At 55.6% G+C, this 16,567-nt stretch carries 18 protein-coding genes and 2 pseudogenes; 5 read left to right on the plus strand and 15 right to left on the minus strand.

Going from position 1 to position 16,567, the window contains the following annotated elements; genetic code table 11:
• Positions 1 to 79 precede the first annotated feature (79 nt).
• From nrdF to AWR26_RS05740, 5 genes are all read right to left on the minus strand, one after another.
• Positions 80 to 1,042, minus strand: a complete 963-nt coding sequence (gene nrdF / locus AWR26_RS05720; RefSeq protein WP_064564236.1) for a class 1b ribonucleoside-diphosphate reductase subunit beta — start codon at positions 1,040 to 1,042, stop codon at positions 80 to 82.
• A 10-nt stretch (positions 1,043 to 1,052) separates the two neighbouring features.
• A complete protein-coding gene (nrdE, locus tag AWR26_RS05725) occupies positions 1,053 to 3,197 on the minus strand; it encodes a class 1b ribonucleoside-diphosphate reductase subunit alpha (RefSeq protein ID WP_064564237.1) in 2,145 nt (714 codons plus the stop codon).
• Positions 3,170 to 3,580 (minus strand): class Ib ribonucleoside-diphosphate reductase assembly flavoprotein NrdI, encoded by a 411-nt coding sequence (gene nrdI, locus AWR26_RS05730; RefSeq protein ID WP_035890132.1) that lies wholly within the window; start codon positions 3,578 to 3,580, stop codon positions 3,170 to 3,172. Before nrdI ends, nrdE begins: the two co-directional genes overlap by 28 nt.
• Complete coding sequence (gene nrdH / locus AWR26_RS05735; protein WP_064564239.1) at positions 3,577 to 3,822, minus strand: glutaredoxin-like protein NrdH; 246 nt, start codon at positions 3,820 to 3,822, stop codon at positions 3,577 to 3,579. The genes nrdI and nrdH overlap by 4 nt, the downstream gene beginning before the upstream one ends.
• A 265-nt stretch (positions 3,823 to 4,087) precedes the next feature.
• On the minus strand, positions 4,088 to 4,414 hold the full coding sequence (locus AWR26_RS05740) for a DUF883 domain-containing protein (RefSeq protein ID WP_043952525.1): 327 nt from the start codon (positions 4,412 to 4,414) through the stop codon (positions 4,088 to 4,090).
• 162 nt (positions 4,415 to 4,576) lie between these two features.
• On the opposite strand from AWR26_RS05740, the gene AWR26_RS05745 reads away from it, so the two are divergent.
• Positions 4,577 to 4,921, plus strand: coding sequence for a DUF2002 family protein (locus AWR26_RS05745; RefSeq protein ID WP_043952526.1), 345 nt, complete (start codon positions 4,577 to 4,579; stop codon positions 4,919 to 4,921).
• Between the two features lie 30 nt (positions 4,922 to 4,951).
• Here the strand turns inward: AWR26_RS05745 and alaE are convergent, their stop codons facing one another.
• On the minus strand, positions 4,952 to 5,401 hold the full coding sequence (alaE, locus tag AWR26_RS05750; protein ID WP_007370584.1) for an L-alanine exporter AlaE: 450 nt from the start codon (positions 5,399 to 5,401) through the stop codon (positions 4,952 to 4,954).
• Positions 5,402 to 5,850: 449 nt separating this feature from the next.
• Positions 5,851 to 6,030 (minus strand): hypothetical protein, encoded by a 180-nt coding sequence (locus AWR26_RS05755; RefSeq protein ID WP_064564241.1) that lies wholly within the window; start codon positions 6,028 to 6,030, stop codon positions 5,851 to 5,853.
• Between the two features lie 175 nt (positions 6,031 to 6,205).
• On the opposite strand from AWR26_RS05755, the gene AWR26_RS05760 reads away from it, so the two are divergent.
• Positions 6,206 to 6,364 (plus strand): YqaE/Pmp3 family membrane protein, encoded by a 159-nt coding sequence (locus AWR26_RS05760; protein WP_035890145.1) that lies wholly within the window; start codon positions 6,206 to 6,208, stop codon positions 6,362 to 6,364.
• A 41-nt stretch (positions 6,365 to 6,405) separates the two neighbouring features.
• Here AWR26_RS05760 and tcp read toward each other — a convergent pair whose 3' ends face one another.
• The 5 genes and pseudogenes from tcp to AWR26_RS05785 form a co-directional block, all read right to left on the minus strand.
• Positions 6,406 to 8,067, minus strand: coding sequence for a methyl-accepting chemotaxis citrate transducer (tcp, locus tag AWR26_RS05765; RefSeq protein ID WP_064564243.1), 1,662 nt, complete (start codon positions 8,065 to 8,067; stop codon positions 6,406 to 6,408).
• A 132-nt stretch (positions 8,068 to 8,199) separates the two neighbouring features.
• Positions 8,200 to 9,624 carry a DNA cytosine methyltransferase gene (locus tag AWR26_RS05770; protein ID WP_064564245.1) on the minus strand — a complete coding sequence of 475 codons (1,425 nt, stop codon included), beginning with the start codon at positions 9,622 to 9,624 and terminating at the stop codon, positions 8,200 to 8,202.
• Between the two features lie 36 nt (positions 9,625 to 9,660).
• Positions 9,661 to 9,864, minus strand: a pseudogene (locus tag AWR26_RS05775) (RNA 2'-phosphotransferase); the annotation flags it as partial.
• Positions 9,865 to 10,389 (minus strand): rhodanese family protein, encoded by a 525-nt coding sequence (locus AWR26_RS05780; RefSeq protein WP_064564249.1) that lies wholly within the window; start codon positions 10,387 to 10,389, stop codon positions 9,865 to 9,867. It abuts the pseudogene before it with no gap.
• An 8-nt stretch (positions 10,390 to 10,397) separates the two neighbouring features.
• Complete coding sequence (locus tag AWR26_RS05785) at positions 10,398 to 10,703, minus strand: ArsR/SmtB family transcription factor (protein ID WP_064564251.1); 306 nt, start codon at positions 10,701 to 10,703, stop codon at positions 10,398 to 10,400.
• A 151-nt stretch (positions 10,704 to 10,854) separates the two neighbouring features.
• Here AWR26_RS05785 and AWR26_RS05790 point away from each other — a divergent pair, with 151 nt between their 5' ends.
• The 3 genes and pseudogenes from AWR26_RS05790 (at position 10,855) to nadS (ending at position 12,630) form a co-directional block, all read left to right on the plus strand.
• Positions 10,855 to 12,117 (plus strand): lipase family protein, encoded by a 1,263-nt coding sequence (locus tag AWR26_RS05790; protein ID WP_064568963.1) that lies wholly within the window; start codon positions 10,855 to 10,857, stop codon positions 12,115 to 12,117.
• A gap of 31 nt (positions 12,118 to 12,148) precedes the next feature.
• Positions 12,149 to 12,337, plus strand: a pseudogene (locus AWR26_RS05795) (type II toxin-antitoxin system RelE/ParE family toxin); the annotation flags it as partial.
• Between the two features lie 8 nt (positions 12,338 to 12,345).
• Positions 12,346 to 12,630: a NadS family protein gene (gene nadS / locus AWR26_RS05800; RefSeq protein ID WP_064564253.1), complete on the plus strand. Its 285-nt coding sequence runs from the start codon at positions 12,346 to 12,348 to the stop codon at positions 12,628 to 12,630.
• Positions 12,631 to 12,693: 63 nt separating this feature from the next.
• Here nadS and AWR26_RS05805 read toward each other — a convergent pair whose 3' ends face one another.
• Genes AWR26_RS05805 through AWR26_RS05815 form a run of 3 tightly spaced genes read right to left on the minus strand, consistent with a single transcriptional unit; the run spans position 12,694 to position 16,513 of the window.
• Complete coding sequence (locus tag AWR26_RS05805) at positions 12,694 to 13,704, minus strand: substrate-binding domain-containing protein (protein WP_064564255.1); 1,011 nt, start codon at positions 13,702 to 13,704, stop codon at positions 12,694 to 12,696.
• Between the two features lie 29 nt (positions 13,705 to 13,733).
• A complete protein-coding gene (locus AWR26_RS05810) occupies positions 13,734 to 15,143 on the minus strand; it encodes a sucrose-6-phosphate hydrolase (RefSeq protein ID WP_064564257.1) in 1,410 nt (469 codons plus the stop codon).
• Entirely contained in the window at positions 15,143 to 16,513 is a 1,371-nt protein-coding gene (locus AWR26_RS05815) for a sucrose-specific PTS transporter subunit IIBC (RefSeq protein WP_064564259.1), read from the minus strand. Before AWR26_RS05815 ends, AWR26_RS05810 begins: the two co-directional genes overlap by 1 nt.
• Between the last annotated feature and the right edge of the window lie 54 nt (positions 16,514 to 16,567).

Genomic DNA, 16,567 nt, shown 5'->3' on the forward strand with positions numbered 1-16,567 from the left:
AACCTTTTTCACAAGCGGGTTTTTAAAAAATAATATCGGCGGGAATATTCCTCTCCCGGAAAGGGAGAGGAACAGGCGGTTAAAAATTCCAGTCTTCGTCTTCGGTTTCGACGGCTTTTCCCATCACATATGAAGAGCCGGAGCCGGAGAAAAAGTCGTGGTTTTCGTCAGCATTCGGTGAAAGCGCGGCAAGAATGGCCGGGTTCACGTCCGCCATTTCCGCCGGGAAGAGCGCTTCATAACCGAGGTTCATCAGCGCTTTGTTGGCGTTATAGCAGAGGAACGCTTTCACCTCTTCGGCCCAGCCGCTCTGCGCGTATACATCTTCGGTGTATTGCAGCTCGTTATCGTAGAGATCCATCAGCAGATCCAGCGCGAAATTCTTCAGTTCCTCGCGTTTTTCTGCGCTAACTTTCTCCAGCCCTTTCTGGTACTTATAACCAATGTAGTAACCGTGTACTGCTTCATCGCGGATGATCAGCCGAATCAGGTCTGCCGTGTTGGTCAGTTTGCCGCGGCTTGACCAGTACATCGGCAGCCAGAAACCGGAATAGAAGAGAAAAGATTCCAGAAAAACGCTGGCGATCTTCTTTTTCAGCGGCTCATCGGCGCGATAGTGTTGCAGGATGATCTGCGCCTTGCGCTGCAACGCCGGGTTTTCTTCGCTCCAGCTATACGCGGCATCGACATCCTTGGTCTGGCATAGCGTGGAAAAAATCGAACTGTAGGAGCGGGCATGCACCGCTTCCATAAAGCTGACGTTCGACAACACCGCCTCTTCATGCGGTGTCAGCGCGTCGCTCATTAACGCCGGTGCACCAACGGTATTCTGAATGGTGTCGAGCAGCGTCAGGCCGGTAAAAACGCGGATGGTAAGCTGTTGCTCCGCCGGGCTTAACGTCTGCCAGGCGGGAATATCGTTCGACAGCGGCACCTTTTCCGGCAGCCAGAAATTGCTGGTCAGCCGGTTCCACACTTCCAGATCTTTATCGTCCTGGATTTTGTTCCAGTTCACCGCGCTGATACGTGTTAGTTGGCTCATCCTTTTCTCCTTATAACGCGCAGGACACGCAGCCCTGGATCTCAGTGCCTTCCAGCGCAAGCTGGCGCAGGCGAATGTAATACAGCGTCTTGATGCCTTTCTTCCAGGCGTAGATCTGTGCTTTGTTGATATCGCGCGTGGTGGCGGTGTCTTTGAAGAACAGCGTCAGCGACAGCCCCTGATCGACATGGCGCGTGGCTTCGGCATAGGTATCAATGATCTTCTCCGGGCCAATCTCATACGCATCTTCGTACAGCGCCAGGTTTTCATTGGTCATAAACGGGGCCGGGTAGTAAACGCGCCCGGTTTTGCCTTCCTTGCGGATCTCAATTTTCGACACAATCGGGTGAATACTCGATGTCGCATGGTTGATGTACGAGATGGAGCCGGTCGGCGGAACCGCCTGTAAATTCTGGTTATAAATGCCGTAACGCATCACATCTTCACGCAGTTGCTGCCACATCTCGCGCGTCGGGAGGGTGATGCCGGAACGGGCAAACAGCGCACGGACTTTCTCCGTTTTCGGTTGCCAGTCGCCTTCCAGGTACTGGCTGAAGTATTCGCCGCTGGCGTAGCGCGACGCCGGGAAACCGGCAAAATGCTGGCCGCGCTCGCGGGCAATCATCATCGAGGTGTGCAGCGCATGCCAGGTGATGGTGTAGAAATAGAAGTTGGTGAAATCGAGCCCTTCCGGGCTGCCATAGGCGATGCCTTCGCGCGCCAGATAACCGTGCAGGTTCATCTGGCCCAGCCCAATGGCGTGCGAGGCGGCATTGCCGGTCTCAACCGACGGTACAGAGCGGATGTGGCTCATATCGGACACCGCCGTCAGCCCGCGAATCGCGGTTTCCACCGTGCGGCCGAAGTCCGGCGAATCCATGGTATGCGCGATATTCAGCGAACCCAGGTTGCAGGAAATATCGTGGCCGGTCGTGGCGTAATCGAGGTTTTCATCAAATGTCGAAGCGCTGTTGACCTGCAAAATCTCCGAGCACAGGTTGCTCATATTGATGCGCCCGGCAATCGGGTTCGCGCGGTTCACCGTGTCTTCAAACATGATGTACGGGTAGCCGGACTCAAACTGGATCTCCGCCAGCGTCTGGAAGAAGTCGCGGGCGTTAATGTAGCTTTTGCGCACGCGATCGTCGGCCAGCAGTTCATCATACAGCTCGCTAATCGCTATATCGCCAAACGGTTTGCCATACAGGCGCTCGACATCATAGGGCGAAAACAGCGCCATCTGCGCGTTTTCTTTGGCCAGCCGGAAGGTGACATCCGGAATTACCACGCCCAGCGACAGGGTTTTGATGCGGATCTTCTCGTCGGCGTTTTCACGTTTGGTATCGAGGAAACGCAGAATGTCCGGGTGATGCGCATGCAGATAAACCGCGCCCGCGCCCTGACGCGCGCCAAGCTGGTTGGCGTAGGAAAAGGCATCTTCCAGCATTTTCATTACCGGGATCACGCCGGAAGACTGGTTTTCAATACGTTTGATTGGCGCGCCCGCTTCGCGCAGGTTGGAGAGCAGAAACGCCACGCCGCCGCCACGTTTGGAGAGCTGCAACGCCGAGTTCACCGCGCGGCCAATCGATTCCATATTGTCTTCAATGCGCAGCAGGAAGCAGGAAACCAGTTCACCGCGCTGCTGTTTACCGCAGTTCAGGAAGGTTGGCGTCGCGGGCTGGAAACGGCCAGAGAGGATCTCTTCCGCCAGTTGCCGCGCCAGCGCTTCATCGCCCTGCGCCAGCGTCAGCGCGACCAGGCAGGCGCGGTCTTCAAAGTGCTCAAGATAGCGTTTGCCGTCGAAGGTTTTTAGCGTGTAGCTGGTGTAAAACTTCCATGCGCCAAGGAAGGTCTGAAAACGAAAACCGCTGGCGTGCGCGTGCGCAATCAGATCGACGACGAACGCACGGTCGTAACGCGCCAGCACGGTAGCATCGTAATAACCTTCGCTCATCAGCCAGTTCAGCCGTTCATCCTGGCTGCTGAAAGTGACGGTATTGGGGCGCACATGATTCGCCATAAAGGCGTCAACCGCCTCGCGATCTTTATCAAACTGAATGCGGCCATCTTTATCATAAAGATTCAGCATCGCATTCAGTGCATGGTAATCCAGCGTTTCGTGTTTCACGCGCTCTGCGGTTGTCGTTGCCAAAATTCGCTCACTCCTTTACGCACATTGTCGATGTCCTGCTGCGTACCCATCAGCTCAAAACGGTAGAGATACGGCACGCCGCATTTCTGCGACACCACATCGCCGGCACGACCGTATGCTTCGCCAAAATTCCGGTTACCGGAGGCGATCACGCCGCGAATCAACGACCGGTTATGCGGATCGTTTAAAAAGCGGATCACCTGGCGGGGAACCGCGCCTGCCGTTCCGCCGCCGCCATAACTGGGCACAACAAGGATATAAGGTTCGTCTACCCGGAGGCGCTCCCGCTCATTGAGCGGAATACGCACTGCCGGCAGCCCAAGACGCGTAATAAAGCGCTGCGTATTTTCGGAGCTGCTGGAGAAGTAGACGAGGGTACTCATGCGCTGGCCATGTTGGGGGCGCTGTGCAGACGGTTGATCATATCCGGGCGAAAGCCGGACCAGCGCGTTTCCCCGGCGACAACCACCGGTAACTGACGAAAGCCCATCGCGCGAAGCTCATCGGCTGCTTCGGGCACATGGTCAACGTTCACCATTTCGAACGCCAGGCCACGGCTTTCCATGGCACGTTTCGTGGCGTGGCACTGAACACAATCATTTCGAGTGTAAATGGTAATGCGCATAATTCGTATTTCCGTTTAAAATAGAAGAACGGCGCGAAGGTTCGCGTCAGTTAGTGTGTGTGCCACTGAGAAGAATACTAGATGTAGTTATAGAAAGATGCAACCACACAATATATAGGAAATTGTCATAGGCTTTGCCCAAAGGATGGACACAATGGGTAAGGGTGATTTGTACACATTTTACACAGGGATACAGCGATGCGAGGGCAAATAAAAACCCCTGCGCGGGTTAACCGGGCAGGGGTTTTTGCGAAAACCGTGGATTTTAGCGACGCAAACTGAGTAGCGCGCCGACGAAAATACCGATGGCGGCGGCAGCACCAACGCTGCACCAGGGTTTGTCTTTCACAAAGGTATCTGCGCAACTTACAACGTCGCTCGCAGCTTGTTGCACACGGTTGCGGCCATGCAGACGTGCGCGGGTCTCTTTTAACAGCGCCTGTGCTTTACGACGTGCGCTTTCCGCTTCGTCTTTGGCGTCGCTGCCCCATGATTTAAGTACCTCTTCGAGACTATCGGCTAATTGGCTGACATCGTTGTTGATATCCTCGACGCCTTCATCAACATCACGGCGATTCGGTCTGTTAAACATAGGATCCTCCCTCGTTTTTGATGTGAATTTTAGTTTAGACCATAATTTTTAAGGCCTGACGGCAATCACCTCTTTCACGCCAGTTTGTGGAATTTTCTGAATCACGGTCAATGCTTAGTCATGTAAGGTGGCGAGGCTGTAGAGAGATGACGAGGAAAATCTATGTATTTAAGACCCGATGAAGTGGCACGCGTTCTGGAAAACGTGGGATTTACAATGGATGTGGCGACGCCAAAAACCTATGGTTATCGTCGCGGTGAAAATTATGTTTATGTGAATCGCGAAGCGCGAATGGGCCGTACGGCGCTGGTGATCCACCCCACGCTGAAAGAACGCAGTTCGTCGCTCGCGGAACCCGCCTCGGACATCAAGTTGTGCGATCACTACCAGAATTTCCCGCTCTATTTTGGCGGCGATTCCCAGGAGCATTACGGCATTCCGCACGGATTCAGTTCGCGCGTGGCGCTGGAACGTTTTCTAAAAGGATTATTTGGCGAACAGCACTAAACGATGGCAGGCATCGCCTGCCATCCGCAATCAGGCTTTGGCCTGGTGGTAACTGCTCACCCGGAACAGACGGCGGCAGTAATCGAGGAAGTAGCCGTAAACGGCGCCCATCATCATCGACAGCACAATATTCGAACTGACCGCAGCGACAATCTGATGCCAGTCCGCACCTACCGACCAGAGGATCGCCACGTAAACCGGCGACTGGAAGGTGACATACGCCAGCACATCCGCCAGATTTTTCATCCAGCCTGAAGGGCTAATACGGCGCGCATAACGCATAAAGGCATCGCGGTACAAACCATAAGGCCAGGCAATAATAATGTTCACCGGGATGGCGACCAGGCGCGATGAAAGTGACTGTTCGAAGCTCATTCCGGAGAGAAATATTTCAATCAGCATGTTCACTACCGAACAATAGACAACCATCGCAAAGGTGTCTGCTGCGGCGTGACGCAGGCGAGACTGCGAAGAGAACATGGTGCTGCTCCTTGAGAATCAACGAAAAGGCGAATGAACGGGTCTTTTAGCGTTTTGAAGTGGCTGAATTAATGCGGATAGAGTATCCATCTGGTTTGAAACTAACAACTAGAGATAAATTTTTATTTTCTTTTCTTTGTTGGATAAAGTGCTCTGCGTTTGCGCGTTTTCTGCCCATTTCATTATTTTAACTGGAGTGGTTATTAAATTTATTCAATATCAAAAGCTTATGGTTGATGTGAGAAAAAATGCAGCACTTTGCGGGAGGAATACAGGGCGCGTTTTAGCGTACTCTGCTTCCGGCATGCGGATAAAATAATCAACAGAATTTTTTATGCTGATAAAGGTGTTTTTGCGGAGTTTAATTCTGATATGGTGTGTGATTATTTATGCTTATGTTTTGCATAAAATAATGTCCAGAGCGGTGGGGAACGCCCACCGCTGAGGCATTAACAGACGCCGAAATCGCCGTCTTCTTTATACGGCGAGACATCTTCCGCTTTCAGCGTAATTTTGTCTGCCGTTTCGTCGTGGGCGGGAACCGCAACGATTTGATCCTGATGAACTTCAAGCACTTTAAGTTTTGGCCCGCCAATGCGCGGTTGCACAATATCGCCGACAGAAAACATACCTTCCTCCTTTCTCATTTGTTGTGTCTCTAACCTTAGCCTGGAGGCCGTGGGGGGTACAGCGTAAAAGAGGGTAAAAGCGCGTGGTGGAAGTGGCGGTACATTGCAGAGTGTCTATTCTTAAAGAGAAAGTCTTTTATTTCAATTACCTGAAATTTTCTGCATGGGAGGCAACATGGGTTTCTGGCGCATTGTCCTGACGATTATTCTTCCGCCGCTCGGCGTGCTGCTGGGCAAAGGCTTTGGCTGGGCATTTATCATCAATATCCTGCTCACCCTGCTGGGCTACGTTCCCGGCCTGATTCACGCTTTCTGGGTGCAAACCCGCGATTAACGCAGCGGCGCGATAACAAGTATCGCGCCTGTGCGAAGTTATCAGAACGTTTCCCAGTTGCTGTCCCCGGAGGCTGCCGTTGGCGTAGCCGGGCGAAGCGCTGACGGTTTTGGCGTACCGGCTTTTTTGCTCAGCAGCGTGCTGTGTCCATTCACGCGGAACACTGCCACAGCCTGACGCAACTGCTCGGCCTGCTCTTCCAGCGCTGCTGAGGCCGCCGCCGATTCCTGCACCAGCGAGGCGTTCTGCTGCGTGACGCTGTCCATCTGCGATACCGCAAGGCTGACCTGCTCAATCCCTTTGCTCTGCTCATCGGAAGCGGAGGCGATTTCACCCATAATGTCGGTTACGCGCGTCACCGCGTTGACGATCTCCTTCATGGTATCGCCTGCTTCGGCAACCAGCGTGGTGCCAGAGTTTACGCGGTTCACCGAGTTTTCAATCAGCGTCTTAATCTCTTTTGCTGCCTGTGCGCTGCGGCTTGCCAGCGTACGCACCTCACCGGCCACCACGGCAAAGCCGCGTCCCTGTTCGCCTGCGCGGGCGGCTTCCACCGCAGCGTTCAGCGCCAGAATATTGGTCTGGAAGGCGATACTATCAATCACGCTGGTGATATGTGCGATTTGCTGAGAGCTGTCGGAAATCTCGCTCATGGTCCGCACCACATTGCTGACCACTTCACCGCCGCGAGCTGCCGTATCGGAGGCATTTTTCGCCAGCAGCGATGCCTGGCGGGCGTTATCGGTGTTCTGCTTCACGGTGGCGGTGAGTTGTTCCATGCTGGCCGCAGTCTCTTCCAGCGAAGCCGCCTGCTGCTCGGTGCGGGAAGAGAGATCGTTGTTGCCGGTGGAGATCTCGCTGGCGCCGGTGTAGATCGAATCAGAACTGTTACGCACCGCGCTGACGGTTTGCACCAGCGCTGATTGCATCTCATGCAGGCCGGTCGCCAGCTGGCTCATCTCGTTGCGGCCTTCGGCAGCGATCGATTGCGTCAGATCGCCCCCGGCAATGGCGCGAATATGCCCCATAATGCTGTGCAGCGGTCGCAGCAGAAGGTGTTGCAGACCCAGCCAGATCATGACCATTACCGCAATTACCACCAGCAAAATTACGCCCAGCGTCCATTGCATACTGGTGAAGCTATTCTGGTTTTGCTGTGCTGCCGCTTGCAGGAAGGTGTTGTTTTCCGCCCGCCACTTCGTATAGCTGGCGTCCATATCATCCTGCGCCTGTTGCGCATCCAGGTTGCCGTAAGCCTCGTAATTATTGGCCCGCAGGAAGGTGATCGACTGCTGCAAAACGTCATGCATTTTGCTGATGTTTTGCGAAACTTCGTCGGCTAAAGCGCTGTCCTGGCCCGCCACGCGCGGCGTGTTTTTGTAGTTATTAAAATAACCTTCTGCTTTGCCGAGCGAGTCGGTTGCGGTGGTGAGGAGTTTATCGATGCTGGCAAGGGAGGCCGGATCGCGTTGGTTTTTCAAAAAGCGAATCGCCACGCGGGTGACGGTGACGCGCGTTTTGATCAGCGTGTTAACGCTGTCGCCTAAGTTTTCTTGCTGCGCGTTAAGAACCCCGCTGTTCTGGAAGTTCAGCCTGTCATTATTGACCGCAGAGTAGAAAAGTCCCCCGGTGACCAACTGGAGAAGACAAAATACCGAAAGAGCAATAATGATGCCGGTAATAACCCGTATATTTTTGAGCATGGCCATAGTCCGTGAGAGAGTCGGGATTGCTCTGCTAATATCGGCCTGGCCAAAGGTAACTTTATAATCGCTTTTTAAACGCTTAAATAAGACTTTAATAAGTGCCCGGCATATCACATGCCGGGAAGTGCGTTACAGGTTGTTGCGGCGTTTTTTTACTGCCAGCGCAATGCGCGGCTCCAGTAATTTCGCCACGGCGGCGAATACCGGCACTACCACCGAGTTGCCAAACTGGCGGTACGCCTGGGTGTCGGAAACCGGGATGCGAAACGGCTGTTCGCCGACTTTTTCAAACCCCATCAGACGCGCGCATTCACGCGGCGTCAGGCGACGCGGACGGCGCGCCTGGTTCTCTGCATTGCCGAAATCAGCTTCACCCAGTGCTTTATCCCAGCCGCGATCGACAAGGATCTCTGAACCGTCTTTGTGATAGCGCGCCGACAGCGTGCGGGCCACGCTTGCGGCATGGGTGGGATCCACCAGTCCGAAACCGAAGCCATTCCCTTTTGCTGCATGTTTTTGCGCATAGCGATAGAGGTACTCCCAGAGCTTTGGCGACAGCACATATTTGCTGTCGACCGTCGGGTCGAGCAGTTGGCCGAAGGTCGGGCGCTGCGTGGGGTAAAAGCGGTCGATATCGCGCAGGGTAAAACCTTCATTGAGCTGTAAATCACGGCGAAAACCAACCAGCACAATGCGTTCGCGGTGCTGCGGTAAAAAGTGGCGGCCATCAATGATTTTCGGATCGTCTTTGCCGGAAGCATCGGCATCGGCCACGTCATAGCCCAGTTCATCCAGCGTATTCATGATCACGCTGAAGGTTTTGCCTTTGTCGTGGCTTTTAAGGTTTTTGACGTTCTCCAGCACGAAGATTGCCGGACGGCGGGCTTTGATAATGCGCGCAACGTCGAAAAACAGCGTTCCCTGCGCCTCGCACTCAAAGCCGTGGGCGCGACCAAGGGCATTCTTTTTACTCACCCCGGCGAGGCTAAAAGGCTGGCAGGGAAAGCCCGCCAGCAGCACGTCGTGCTTGGGGATCTGCTGTTTGATGTGGGCGTAAGCCTGGGCTTCAGAGACGGCAGGATTGCCGCTCAGCGTCACTTCGCGGATATCCTGATTAAAGATATGCGTGGACTTATCGTTGTACCAGTTGGCCTTATAGGTGCGCACCGCGTTTTTGTTCCATTCGCTGGTGAACACGCACTGCCCGCCGATAGCTTCAAACCCGCTGCGAATACCGCCAATACCGGCAAAGAGATCGATAAAACGGAAACGATAGTTGGGGTGATGAGCGGGGGGCGAGGGGAGCAGCGCACGCAGTTGCGCCTCTTCGGCGGCGGTCAGCGTTTTGGCGCTGCCTTTGCCGTTTATCCAACGGTTGAGCGATTCACGGCTCCATTCCGCTTTGCCCGCCTTTTTCAACTGCTCGGCCACGTACTTTTGTCCGTAGATTTCAAGCACCTGATCGAGTAATGCCCGGTCGCGTTCCTGCTGTCGCTGTTGTTCAGTCTCTGCCTGCGCCAGCAGTTCCTGCGCGAGTGAATCAAATTCCGCCATGGCGTCTCCTTGGATTGACGCTCTGAAATATATCACTCATTTGACCCAGAGGAGAAACGCCAGACAAGCCGTTATTGGCAGATAAACGCTTTCCGTCAACCACACGCCGTTAGCCGCCTGATAGAAAACAAAGCCTTGCGCGTGCATCCGCCCCGCTTCAACGATCAGCACTATCGGTTTGCCGTGGCGCTGACCGACGGCGGTTGCCGTTGCCTCATCGGCAGAGAAATGCACATATTTTCACACTTTGTTCCATGGCATTTTCGCCAGCAGCAGCGCCATGCCGCACCAGCCGCTGACTCCGGCGAACAGCAGGCCTGCGCCGACGAAACCGGAGAGCAGGAAAAATCCCGGATGCGCTGCGTAACCGAGTATCACGCCGAGCAGGATCAGGCTGCCCGCCACCATTTGCACCTGCTGCATCAGCGGACGCGGCTGGTGTTTATCTTCCACCGTCGGCAGATGCGCCTGTTTCCAGCCATTTAGCCCGCCTTCGAGAATGGCCACCGGCGCGTGTCCTGCGGCACGTATCAGCGCATCGGCATTTTCCTGCGTACGTCTGCCGGACTGACAGTGAAAAATCACCGTTTGTGTGGGCGAGTCGGTAGCAATCGGCGCACCGTTCAGCAATGCTTCCAACGGCAGTGAGACGGCTCCGGGCACGTGTTCGCGGCGAAATTCATCAGGCTGGCGAATATCGATAAGCAGTGCGCCTGCCGCTTGCTGTGCGCGGGCGTCAGCCGCGGAGATCCGGGTATAAGACATAGTTACTCCTACGGGCAGTAGAGCCCCTTGAGTGTGCTGATAATTTTGCCAACCGCTTCACCTTTAATGAAGTAGTTGACCCGCTGCGCCTGGCGCAGGCTTTCAACCAGGCCTTCCTCTTTCATCCGTGCCAGATGTTGCGATGTCGCTGAAGGGCTAAGGCCAGTAATGGCGCTCAGTTCACCCGCAGAGGTGCCCGGCGCATCGCACAGCATGCAGAGGATCAGCAGCCGGTGCGGGTTGCTCATCGCTTTCAGCAATCCGGATGCCTGCTCAGCCTGTTTCTGAAGTAACGGGATATCAGGTTTGGTCATGGTTGTTTAGATTTTTCTAAATTTAGATAAATCTAAAATAAAGGGCGGAAGAATTCAAGCACTGAATAAATCCTTAACACTTTTGGTTTGAATTCTCTGTAACACCTTCGTTTACTGAGGGCAGTGTATGGCGATGTTTCCGGAGAAGAATGTGAAGGTTTTGAAATATGCGCTCTGCGCTGTCAGCGTCTGGATTAATGGCGCGAGCGCCTGGAGTAATGCTTTGCCCGTCGGGCCTGCGGCAGGCGATCAATCGCTTTCACCTTTCTACATCTGGGACGGTTCTTTGCCTGCAAACCCCGGCATAATGCTGCGCGAAGAGCCGCTGCCCGCACAGCCGGAAATCACCGCAGCCAGCAAGGCGCAACGCATTCTGTATACCTCGCGCGATAAACGCTGGAACGCCGGAATTGTGCCGGTCAGCGGCGCGCTTTGGTTCCCGAAAGGCAATCCACCGGCCGGAGGCTGGCCGATTCTCGCCTGGGCGCACGGTACGCTGGGCGTTGCCGATAGCTGTGCGCCGTCGTGGACTAACCCGACAGCGCGGGATGCGCACTATATTAACCAGTGGCTCCAGCAGGGCTTTGCGGTGGTCGCCACCGATTATCAGGGGCTCGGCGGGCCGGGGCCTCATCCCTATATGAACTGGGAAGCGGAAGGACGTTCGGTGCTCGACAGCGTTCGCGCGGCGCTACAGGCCTGGCCGCAGCAGCTCGCGAATAACCTGGTGATCAGCGGCCAGTCGCAGGGATCGGGCGCGTCGCTTGGCGCCAGCCTGATTGCACCGGATTACGCCCCGGAATTGAAACTGCGCGCCACCCTTGCCACGGGCGTGGTGGCAACGTTTCCGGATGGGCCGGTGAAACCCGGCAATGCGCGTCCGGGTAATCGCGATCCCTCACGCTTTACGATGTTACGATTGATTGGCGGCTCGCTGCCGGATGGCGCACCGCCCGCTGAAAAATGGGTAACAGAAAAGGGAGCGAAGCTGCTGGCATTGGCGAAAACCGCCTGTATGAGCGAACTGGGCCGCTATGAGCGCCGCGAAAAACTCGACGGCAGCGCGGCATTTATCGGCGGTTCTGCGCAGGTCACTAACGCGCTGCTGCCGGTAACCGATATGCCAGTCAAAGCCTTCCCGGCACCGCTGTTTGCCGCCACCGGTCTCGCCGATCACACCTTATCGCCGCACCATCAATACGCCGCAGTGGCCGCGCTGTGCGCTGGCGGCAATGCGGTGGAGTGGAAAACCTATCCCGGCATTACCCATAACGGCACCGTCAACGTCGCTTTTGCCGATGAACTGAAGTTTGTTCGCGGCGTGATGGAAAACGCTCCGCAGCCCAACAGTTGCGGCTCGTTGCAGCCGCCCGGGAAATTGCAGCAACCCACAAAGGGCGTGGCGTTTAATTAGTCGCACAAAAGTCAGCTTTATACCGAAAAGCGGTGAGCGGCGAAAAATCAGAATGGCTACGGGTTCGCAGGGGAAAAGCGGTAGCGCCAGAGTCATTTATTTTTTGGCGACCAAAGAGGTTATCTATTTGATTATGGCTTATCCGAAAAACATCAAAGATAACCTGACTGATGTGGAAAAGAGTGAATTGAAAAAACTGACGAAATTACTGAAAAAATGAGGTGTGACATGCATTTTTTTGACGAGCTAAAAACCTCTCTGGAAGAGGCTGTAGACATCAAAAATGGGGATAAAGCGCCGGCAAATGTCACCCGCTATGAAATAGCTGATGTAAAAGCGATTAGAGAGCAACTCAACGTTTCACAAAGTGAGATGGCGAAAGCGCTGGGAACCAGCGTTGATACCATTAAAAGTTGGGAATCCAAACGGCGTAACCCGACAGGCCTGGCAGCCAAGGTACTGGCAACAATTCAGGCAAATCCCGCTTTCTTTCATGAGCTTGCCGCTCATTAAACAAAAGCCCTATCGGGGCTTTTGTTCTGTTACCGGGCCAGGTATCTGAATTCCGGGCCGCCATTACTGGGCATGACGCCAGCGCAACGTGGCGGGCAGTACGCGCTGCGGCATTGTCGGTTCATTGCCCTCAATCATTTGAGTGATTATCTCGAAGCAATCCTGCGCCAGCCGCGGCACGTTCTGCTCGACGGTGTCGATGTGCAGCGACAGCGAATCATACAGGTAGTGGTCGTCAAAGCTGGCGATATGGATGTCGCTCTCCAGCAAATGGTGCTGGCTCATATAACGCAGCACCCCTTCAAGCAGCCCGCAGGCAGCGGTAAACAGCGCCTTCGGCGGGCGACCCAGCCTGGCGCACAGCGCGGCGAACATCTCGTAACCGCTGCTCGGGTGGTAGTTACCGTGAATAATCCACTCCGGGCGCGGCGTTACGCCCGCACGCTCCAGCCCCTGCATAAACCCGGCAAGCCGATCTTTGGTCGGTGAAAGCCGTGGCTGGCCGCCAAGAAAATAGATTTCATCGGGGTTTGCCCGCGCCAGGCGTTCGACTAAATCCGCCGTCGGCGTCAGCGAATCGGTGATCACCAGCGGCAACTGGGTGTCATTGATGTGGCGGTCAAACAGCACCACCGGCAACTGCTCGCTGAGCTTCACATAGTCGCTGTCGCTCTGCATGCTGGAGGCGACAATCAGGCCATCCACCTGACGCGCGACCAGGTTATTGACCACCACTGTCTCCTGGCTGGCATTTTCGTCGGTACAGGCGATCAGCAGTTGCAGACCGGCTTCGCGGCAGAGGTTTTCCAGCTCATGAGAAAAAACGGCAAAACCATAGTTGGTGATTTCCGGCACCACCAGCCCCAGCGTGTGGCTGCGGTTTTCGCGCAGCAGACGGGCATAAATGCTCGGCTGGTAGTGATGCTGTTGGGCGATCGCCAGCACGCGGTCGCGCGTCTCCTGCGCCACGCGCAGCTCTTTGCCGCGGCCGTTAAGCACCAGGCTGGCAGTGGCTTTCGACACCCCCGCCAGCGCAGCGATATCACTGATGGTAACGCGTTTTGTTTTTCGCACGGTTTTGCATCGTTTAAGGAAACAAGCACTTATTCTACCATGCAAGAACGTAACGACCAGTAGTGGGCCTGTACTTCTGCGACTCCGCGCAGGGTTAATTGCGCCGGATGCGTCGGGAAGTAGCGGCTGCTCATCACCCCTTCGCCCTCGTTGATAAAGATCTCCACGCTTGAGCGATCGCAAAGGATCTGCAACTTCTGCGCGCTGCCGCGCCAGTAACGGTACAGCCACTCGCCGGTTTGCAGGCTGCGACGGGCCAGACGCAGTTCGTCGCCGCGCCATTCGAGAATCAGCGTATCGGCGAAATTCAGCGTTAACCCGCCCTCGCCTTCCAGCACCAGCTCAAGTTGCTCTGCCTCCAGCGCAGGCATCGCTTCTGCCGTACCGCGATAGCGCTGTTCTTCACCGCGCAGCGCCTGTAGCTCAGCCACCGGCTGCTGATAGAGCTTACCGTTATGTTCAGTCAGTTGACGCAGGCAGGTCATCTGGTGGATCCAGCCATTCGCCACGGTTGGCTGTAACATCTCTTCGCCATCCGGTACGCCCATCCAGCCGACCAGCAGGCGGCGGCCATCGTCGGCGAGGGTGGTTTGCGGGGCGTAAAACTCAAACCCGGCATCCAGTTCGGTAAACTCACCGTGCTGATACTGCGCGCGGGCGTAATCCAGCGTGCCGCTGAGATAGGCGCTCGGGTAGGTATTGAGGTAGCGTTTCTCCTCGCGTGCGACACCCTGCGGGCAGCAGATCAGGAAGGTGTGCTCGCCAAGGGGGAACATGTCCGGGCACTCCCACATATAGCCCGCATCATCCAGCCCGTTCAGGCCGCTACCGGCGATTTCACCGAGGTTTTGCCAGTTCCACAAATTCTCTGAGCGCAGCAGTAGCACCTTGCCCTGCAACTGTAAATCCTGCGCGCCCAGCACCATGTACCATTGCCCGTCGTGCCGCCACACTTTCGGGTCGCGCACATGGCCGGTGTAGCCGTGCGGCAACGGAATGGCCGGGCCGAGCTTGTCGAAACCGCCGTCGCTGTTTTGTACCGCCAGGCACTGCCACGCGGTGCGGGAACCATCGTCAAACTTCACGTTGCCGGTGTAGCACAGCGTCAGCACGCCATTGTTATCAATGGCGCTGCCGGAGTAGCACCCGTTGTGGTCATACTCTTCGTCGGGCATCAGCGCGATCGGTTCATGCTGCCAGTGGAGTAAATCCGCCGAACTCCAGTGCGCCCAGCATTTGTGCAGGTGCTGACACCCCAGCGCATTCCACTGGTAGAACAGATGATAACGCCCGGCGAACTGGATAAAACCGTTCGGATCGTTAAGCAGCCCGGTCACCGGCGCAAGATGCCAGGCGGGGTAGTGCGGGTCGGCCAGCGCTTTCGGCTGGCCTTTCATTACTGCCTGCAACATGGCAGGCAGCAGGGGAATTGAAGCCATTATTCGGAGTCCGTTTTGTATTTCAGCAGGTAAGAGATAACAAACGCGACGCTAAATGCAATCACCATCCCAATAACATAGTTGAGCAGCGAGCTGGCCTGCACAATCGCCATCCCAGGGATGCCCGTTAAGCCGACCGCTGTCATATACACATGCACCGAAACCACCCACGCGCCGCCCGCAGCCCCGCCGATAAGCGCGGCGATAAAGGGTTTTACAAAGCGCAGGTTGATACCGAAAATCGCCGCCTCGGTAATGCCGAGCAGCGCCGAGAACGCCGAAGGCAGAGTAATGGCTTTGATCTTCGCATCTTTCGTTTTAAACCACACCGCCAGACAGGCACCGCCCTGCGCGACGTTCGCCATCGCCCAGATCGGCAGCAGGAAGTTGACGCCGATCGACGGGTTGCCCAGCAGCCCGGCTTCAATCGCGTGAAAACTGTGATGCACGCCGGTAATCACAATCACCGAATAGAGCCCGCCGAACAACATACCGGCCAGCCAGCCTGCATGGCTAATCAAAGTGCTGAGGACAAAAGAGATGCCATCACCCAGTGCGCGACCCGCCGGGCCGATAACCAGCATGGCGATAAAACCAGAGATAATCACCGTCAGGAACGGCGTCAGGATCAGATCCAGCGCATCCGGGATCACCCGGCGCAGTTGCTTCTCCAGCAGGCTCATAAACCACACGGCCAGCAGTACCGGGAAAACGGTTCCCTGGTAGCCGATCATCGCCACTTCGATACCGAAAAAGTTCATGGTATGGAAGCCCGCCGCCACGCCCCAGGCGTTGGTCAGTGCCGGGTGCGTCAGAATGCCGCCCAGCGTCGCGCCAAGATAGGGGTTACCGCCAAACTCGCGGGCGGCGGTAAAGCCAATCAGGATTGGCAGGATGATAAACGCCGCCGAACTGAACATGTCGAGCATGATGTACAGGGCGTTATCCGGGTTCACCCAGCCGTAAGTTTTCACCATTCCCAGCAGCCCCATCAGCAAGCCGGAGGCAACAATCGCCGGGATAATCGGCACGAAAATGTTCGACAGCAGGCGGGCAATGCGCTGGAACGGATTGAGCTTGCGCGCGGCGATATCGGCGGCTTCTGACTTGCTCGATTCGTTGATTCCGGCCTCGGCGATAAACGCCGCGTAGACTTTATTCACCACGCCGGTACCGAAAATAATCTGCAACTGCCCGGCGTTACGAAAACAGCCTTTCACACCGTCAATTTTGCCGATTGCCGCGGTATCGGCTTTTGCGTCTTCCACCAGCACTAAGCGCAGGCGCGTGGCGCAGTGCGCGGCGCTGGCGATATTATCCTTACCGCCCAGCAGCGGCAGCAGCGCGCGGGCAATTTGTGCAAAATCCATAACAACCTCTGTCTTCTCGTTATTGTGGTGTTAACCCGGTTGAGACGACCCCCG

The sequence above is a fragment of the Kosakonia oryzae genome, from assembly GCF_001658025.2.
Classification (GTDB): Bacteria; Pseudomonadota; Gammaproteobacteria; order Enterobacterales; family Enterobacteriaceae; genus Kosakonia; species Kosakonia oryzae.

What these genes read in the sequence shown, in the direction of transcription:
- nrdF (WP_064564236.1), bottom strand. Translation starts at nt 1,042, where the DNA reads ATGAGCCAACTAACACGTATCAGCGCGGTGAACTGGAACAAAATCCAG.
- nrdI (WP_035890132.1), bottom strand. Translation starts at nt 3,580, where the DNA reads ATGAGTACCCTCGTCTACTTCTCCAGCAGCTCCGAAAATACGCAGCGC.
- nrdH (WP_064564239.1), bottom strand. Translation starts at nt 3,822, where the DNA reads ATGCGCATTACCATTTACACTCGAAATGATTGTGTTCAGTGCCACGCC.
- AWR26_RS05740 (WP_043952525.1), bottom strand. Translation starts at nt 4,414, where the DNA reads ATGTTTAACAGACCGAATCGCCGTGATGTTGATGAAGGCGTCGAGGAT.
- AWR26_RS05745 (WP_043952526.1), top strand. Translation starts at nt 4,577, where the DNA reads ATGTATTTAAGACCCGATGAAGTGGCACGCGTTCTGGAAAACGTGGGA.
- alaE (WP_007370584.1), bottom strand. Translation starts at nt 5,401, where the DNA reads ATGTTCTCTTCGCAGTCTCGCCTGCGTCACGCCGCAGCAGACACCTTT.
- AWR26_RS05755 (WP_064564241.1), bottom strand. Translation starts at nt 6,030, where the DNA reads ATGTTTTCTGTCGGCGATATTGTGCAACCGCGCATTGGCGGGCCAAAA.
- AWR26_RS05760 (WP_035890145.1), top strand. Translation starts at nt 6,206, where the DNA reads ATGGGTTTCTGGCGCATTGTCCTGACGATTATTCTTCCGCCGCTCGGC.
- tcp (WP_064564243.1), bottom strand. Translation starts at nt 8,067, where the DNA reads ATGCTCAAAAATATACGGGTTATTACCGGCATCATTATTGCTCTTTCG.
- AWR26_RS05770 (WP_064564245.1), bottom strand. Translation starts at nt 9,624, where the DNA reads ATGGCGGAATTTGATTCACTCGCGCAGGAACTGCTGGCGCAGGCAGAG.
- AWR26_RS05780 (WP_064564249.1), bottom strand. Translation starts at nt 10,389, where the DNA reads ATGTCTTATACCCGGATCTCCGCGGCTGACGCCCGCGCACAGCAAGCG.
- AWR26_RS05785 (WP_064564251.1), bottom strand. Translation starts at nt 10,703, where the DNA reads ATGACCAAACCTGATATCCCGTTACTTCAGAAACAGGCTGAGCAGGCA.
- nadS (WP_064564253.1), top strand. Translation starts at nt 12,346, where the DNA reads ATGCATTTTTTTGACGAGCTAAAAACCTCTCTGGAAGAGGCTGTAGAC.
- AWR26_RS05810 (WP_064564257.1), bottom strand. Translation starts at nt 15,143, where the DNA reads ATGGCTTCAATTCCCCTGCTGCCTGCCATGTTGCAGGCAGTAATGAAA.
- AWR26_RS05815 (WP_064564259.1), bottom strand. Translation starts at nt 16,513, where the DNA reads ATGGATTTTGCACAAATTGCCCGCGCGCTGCTGCCGCTGCTGGGCGGT.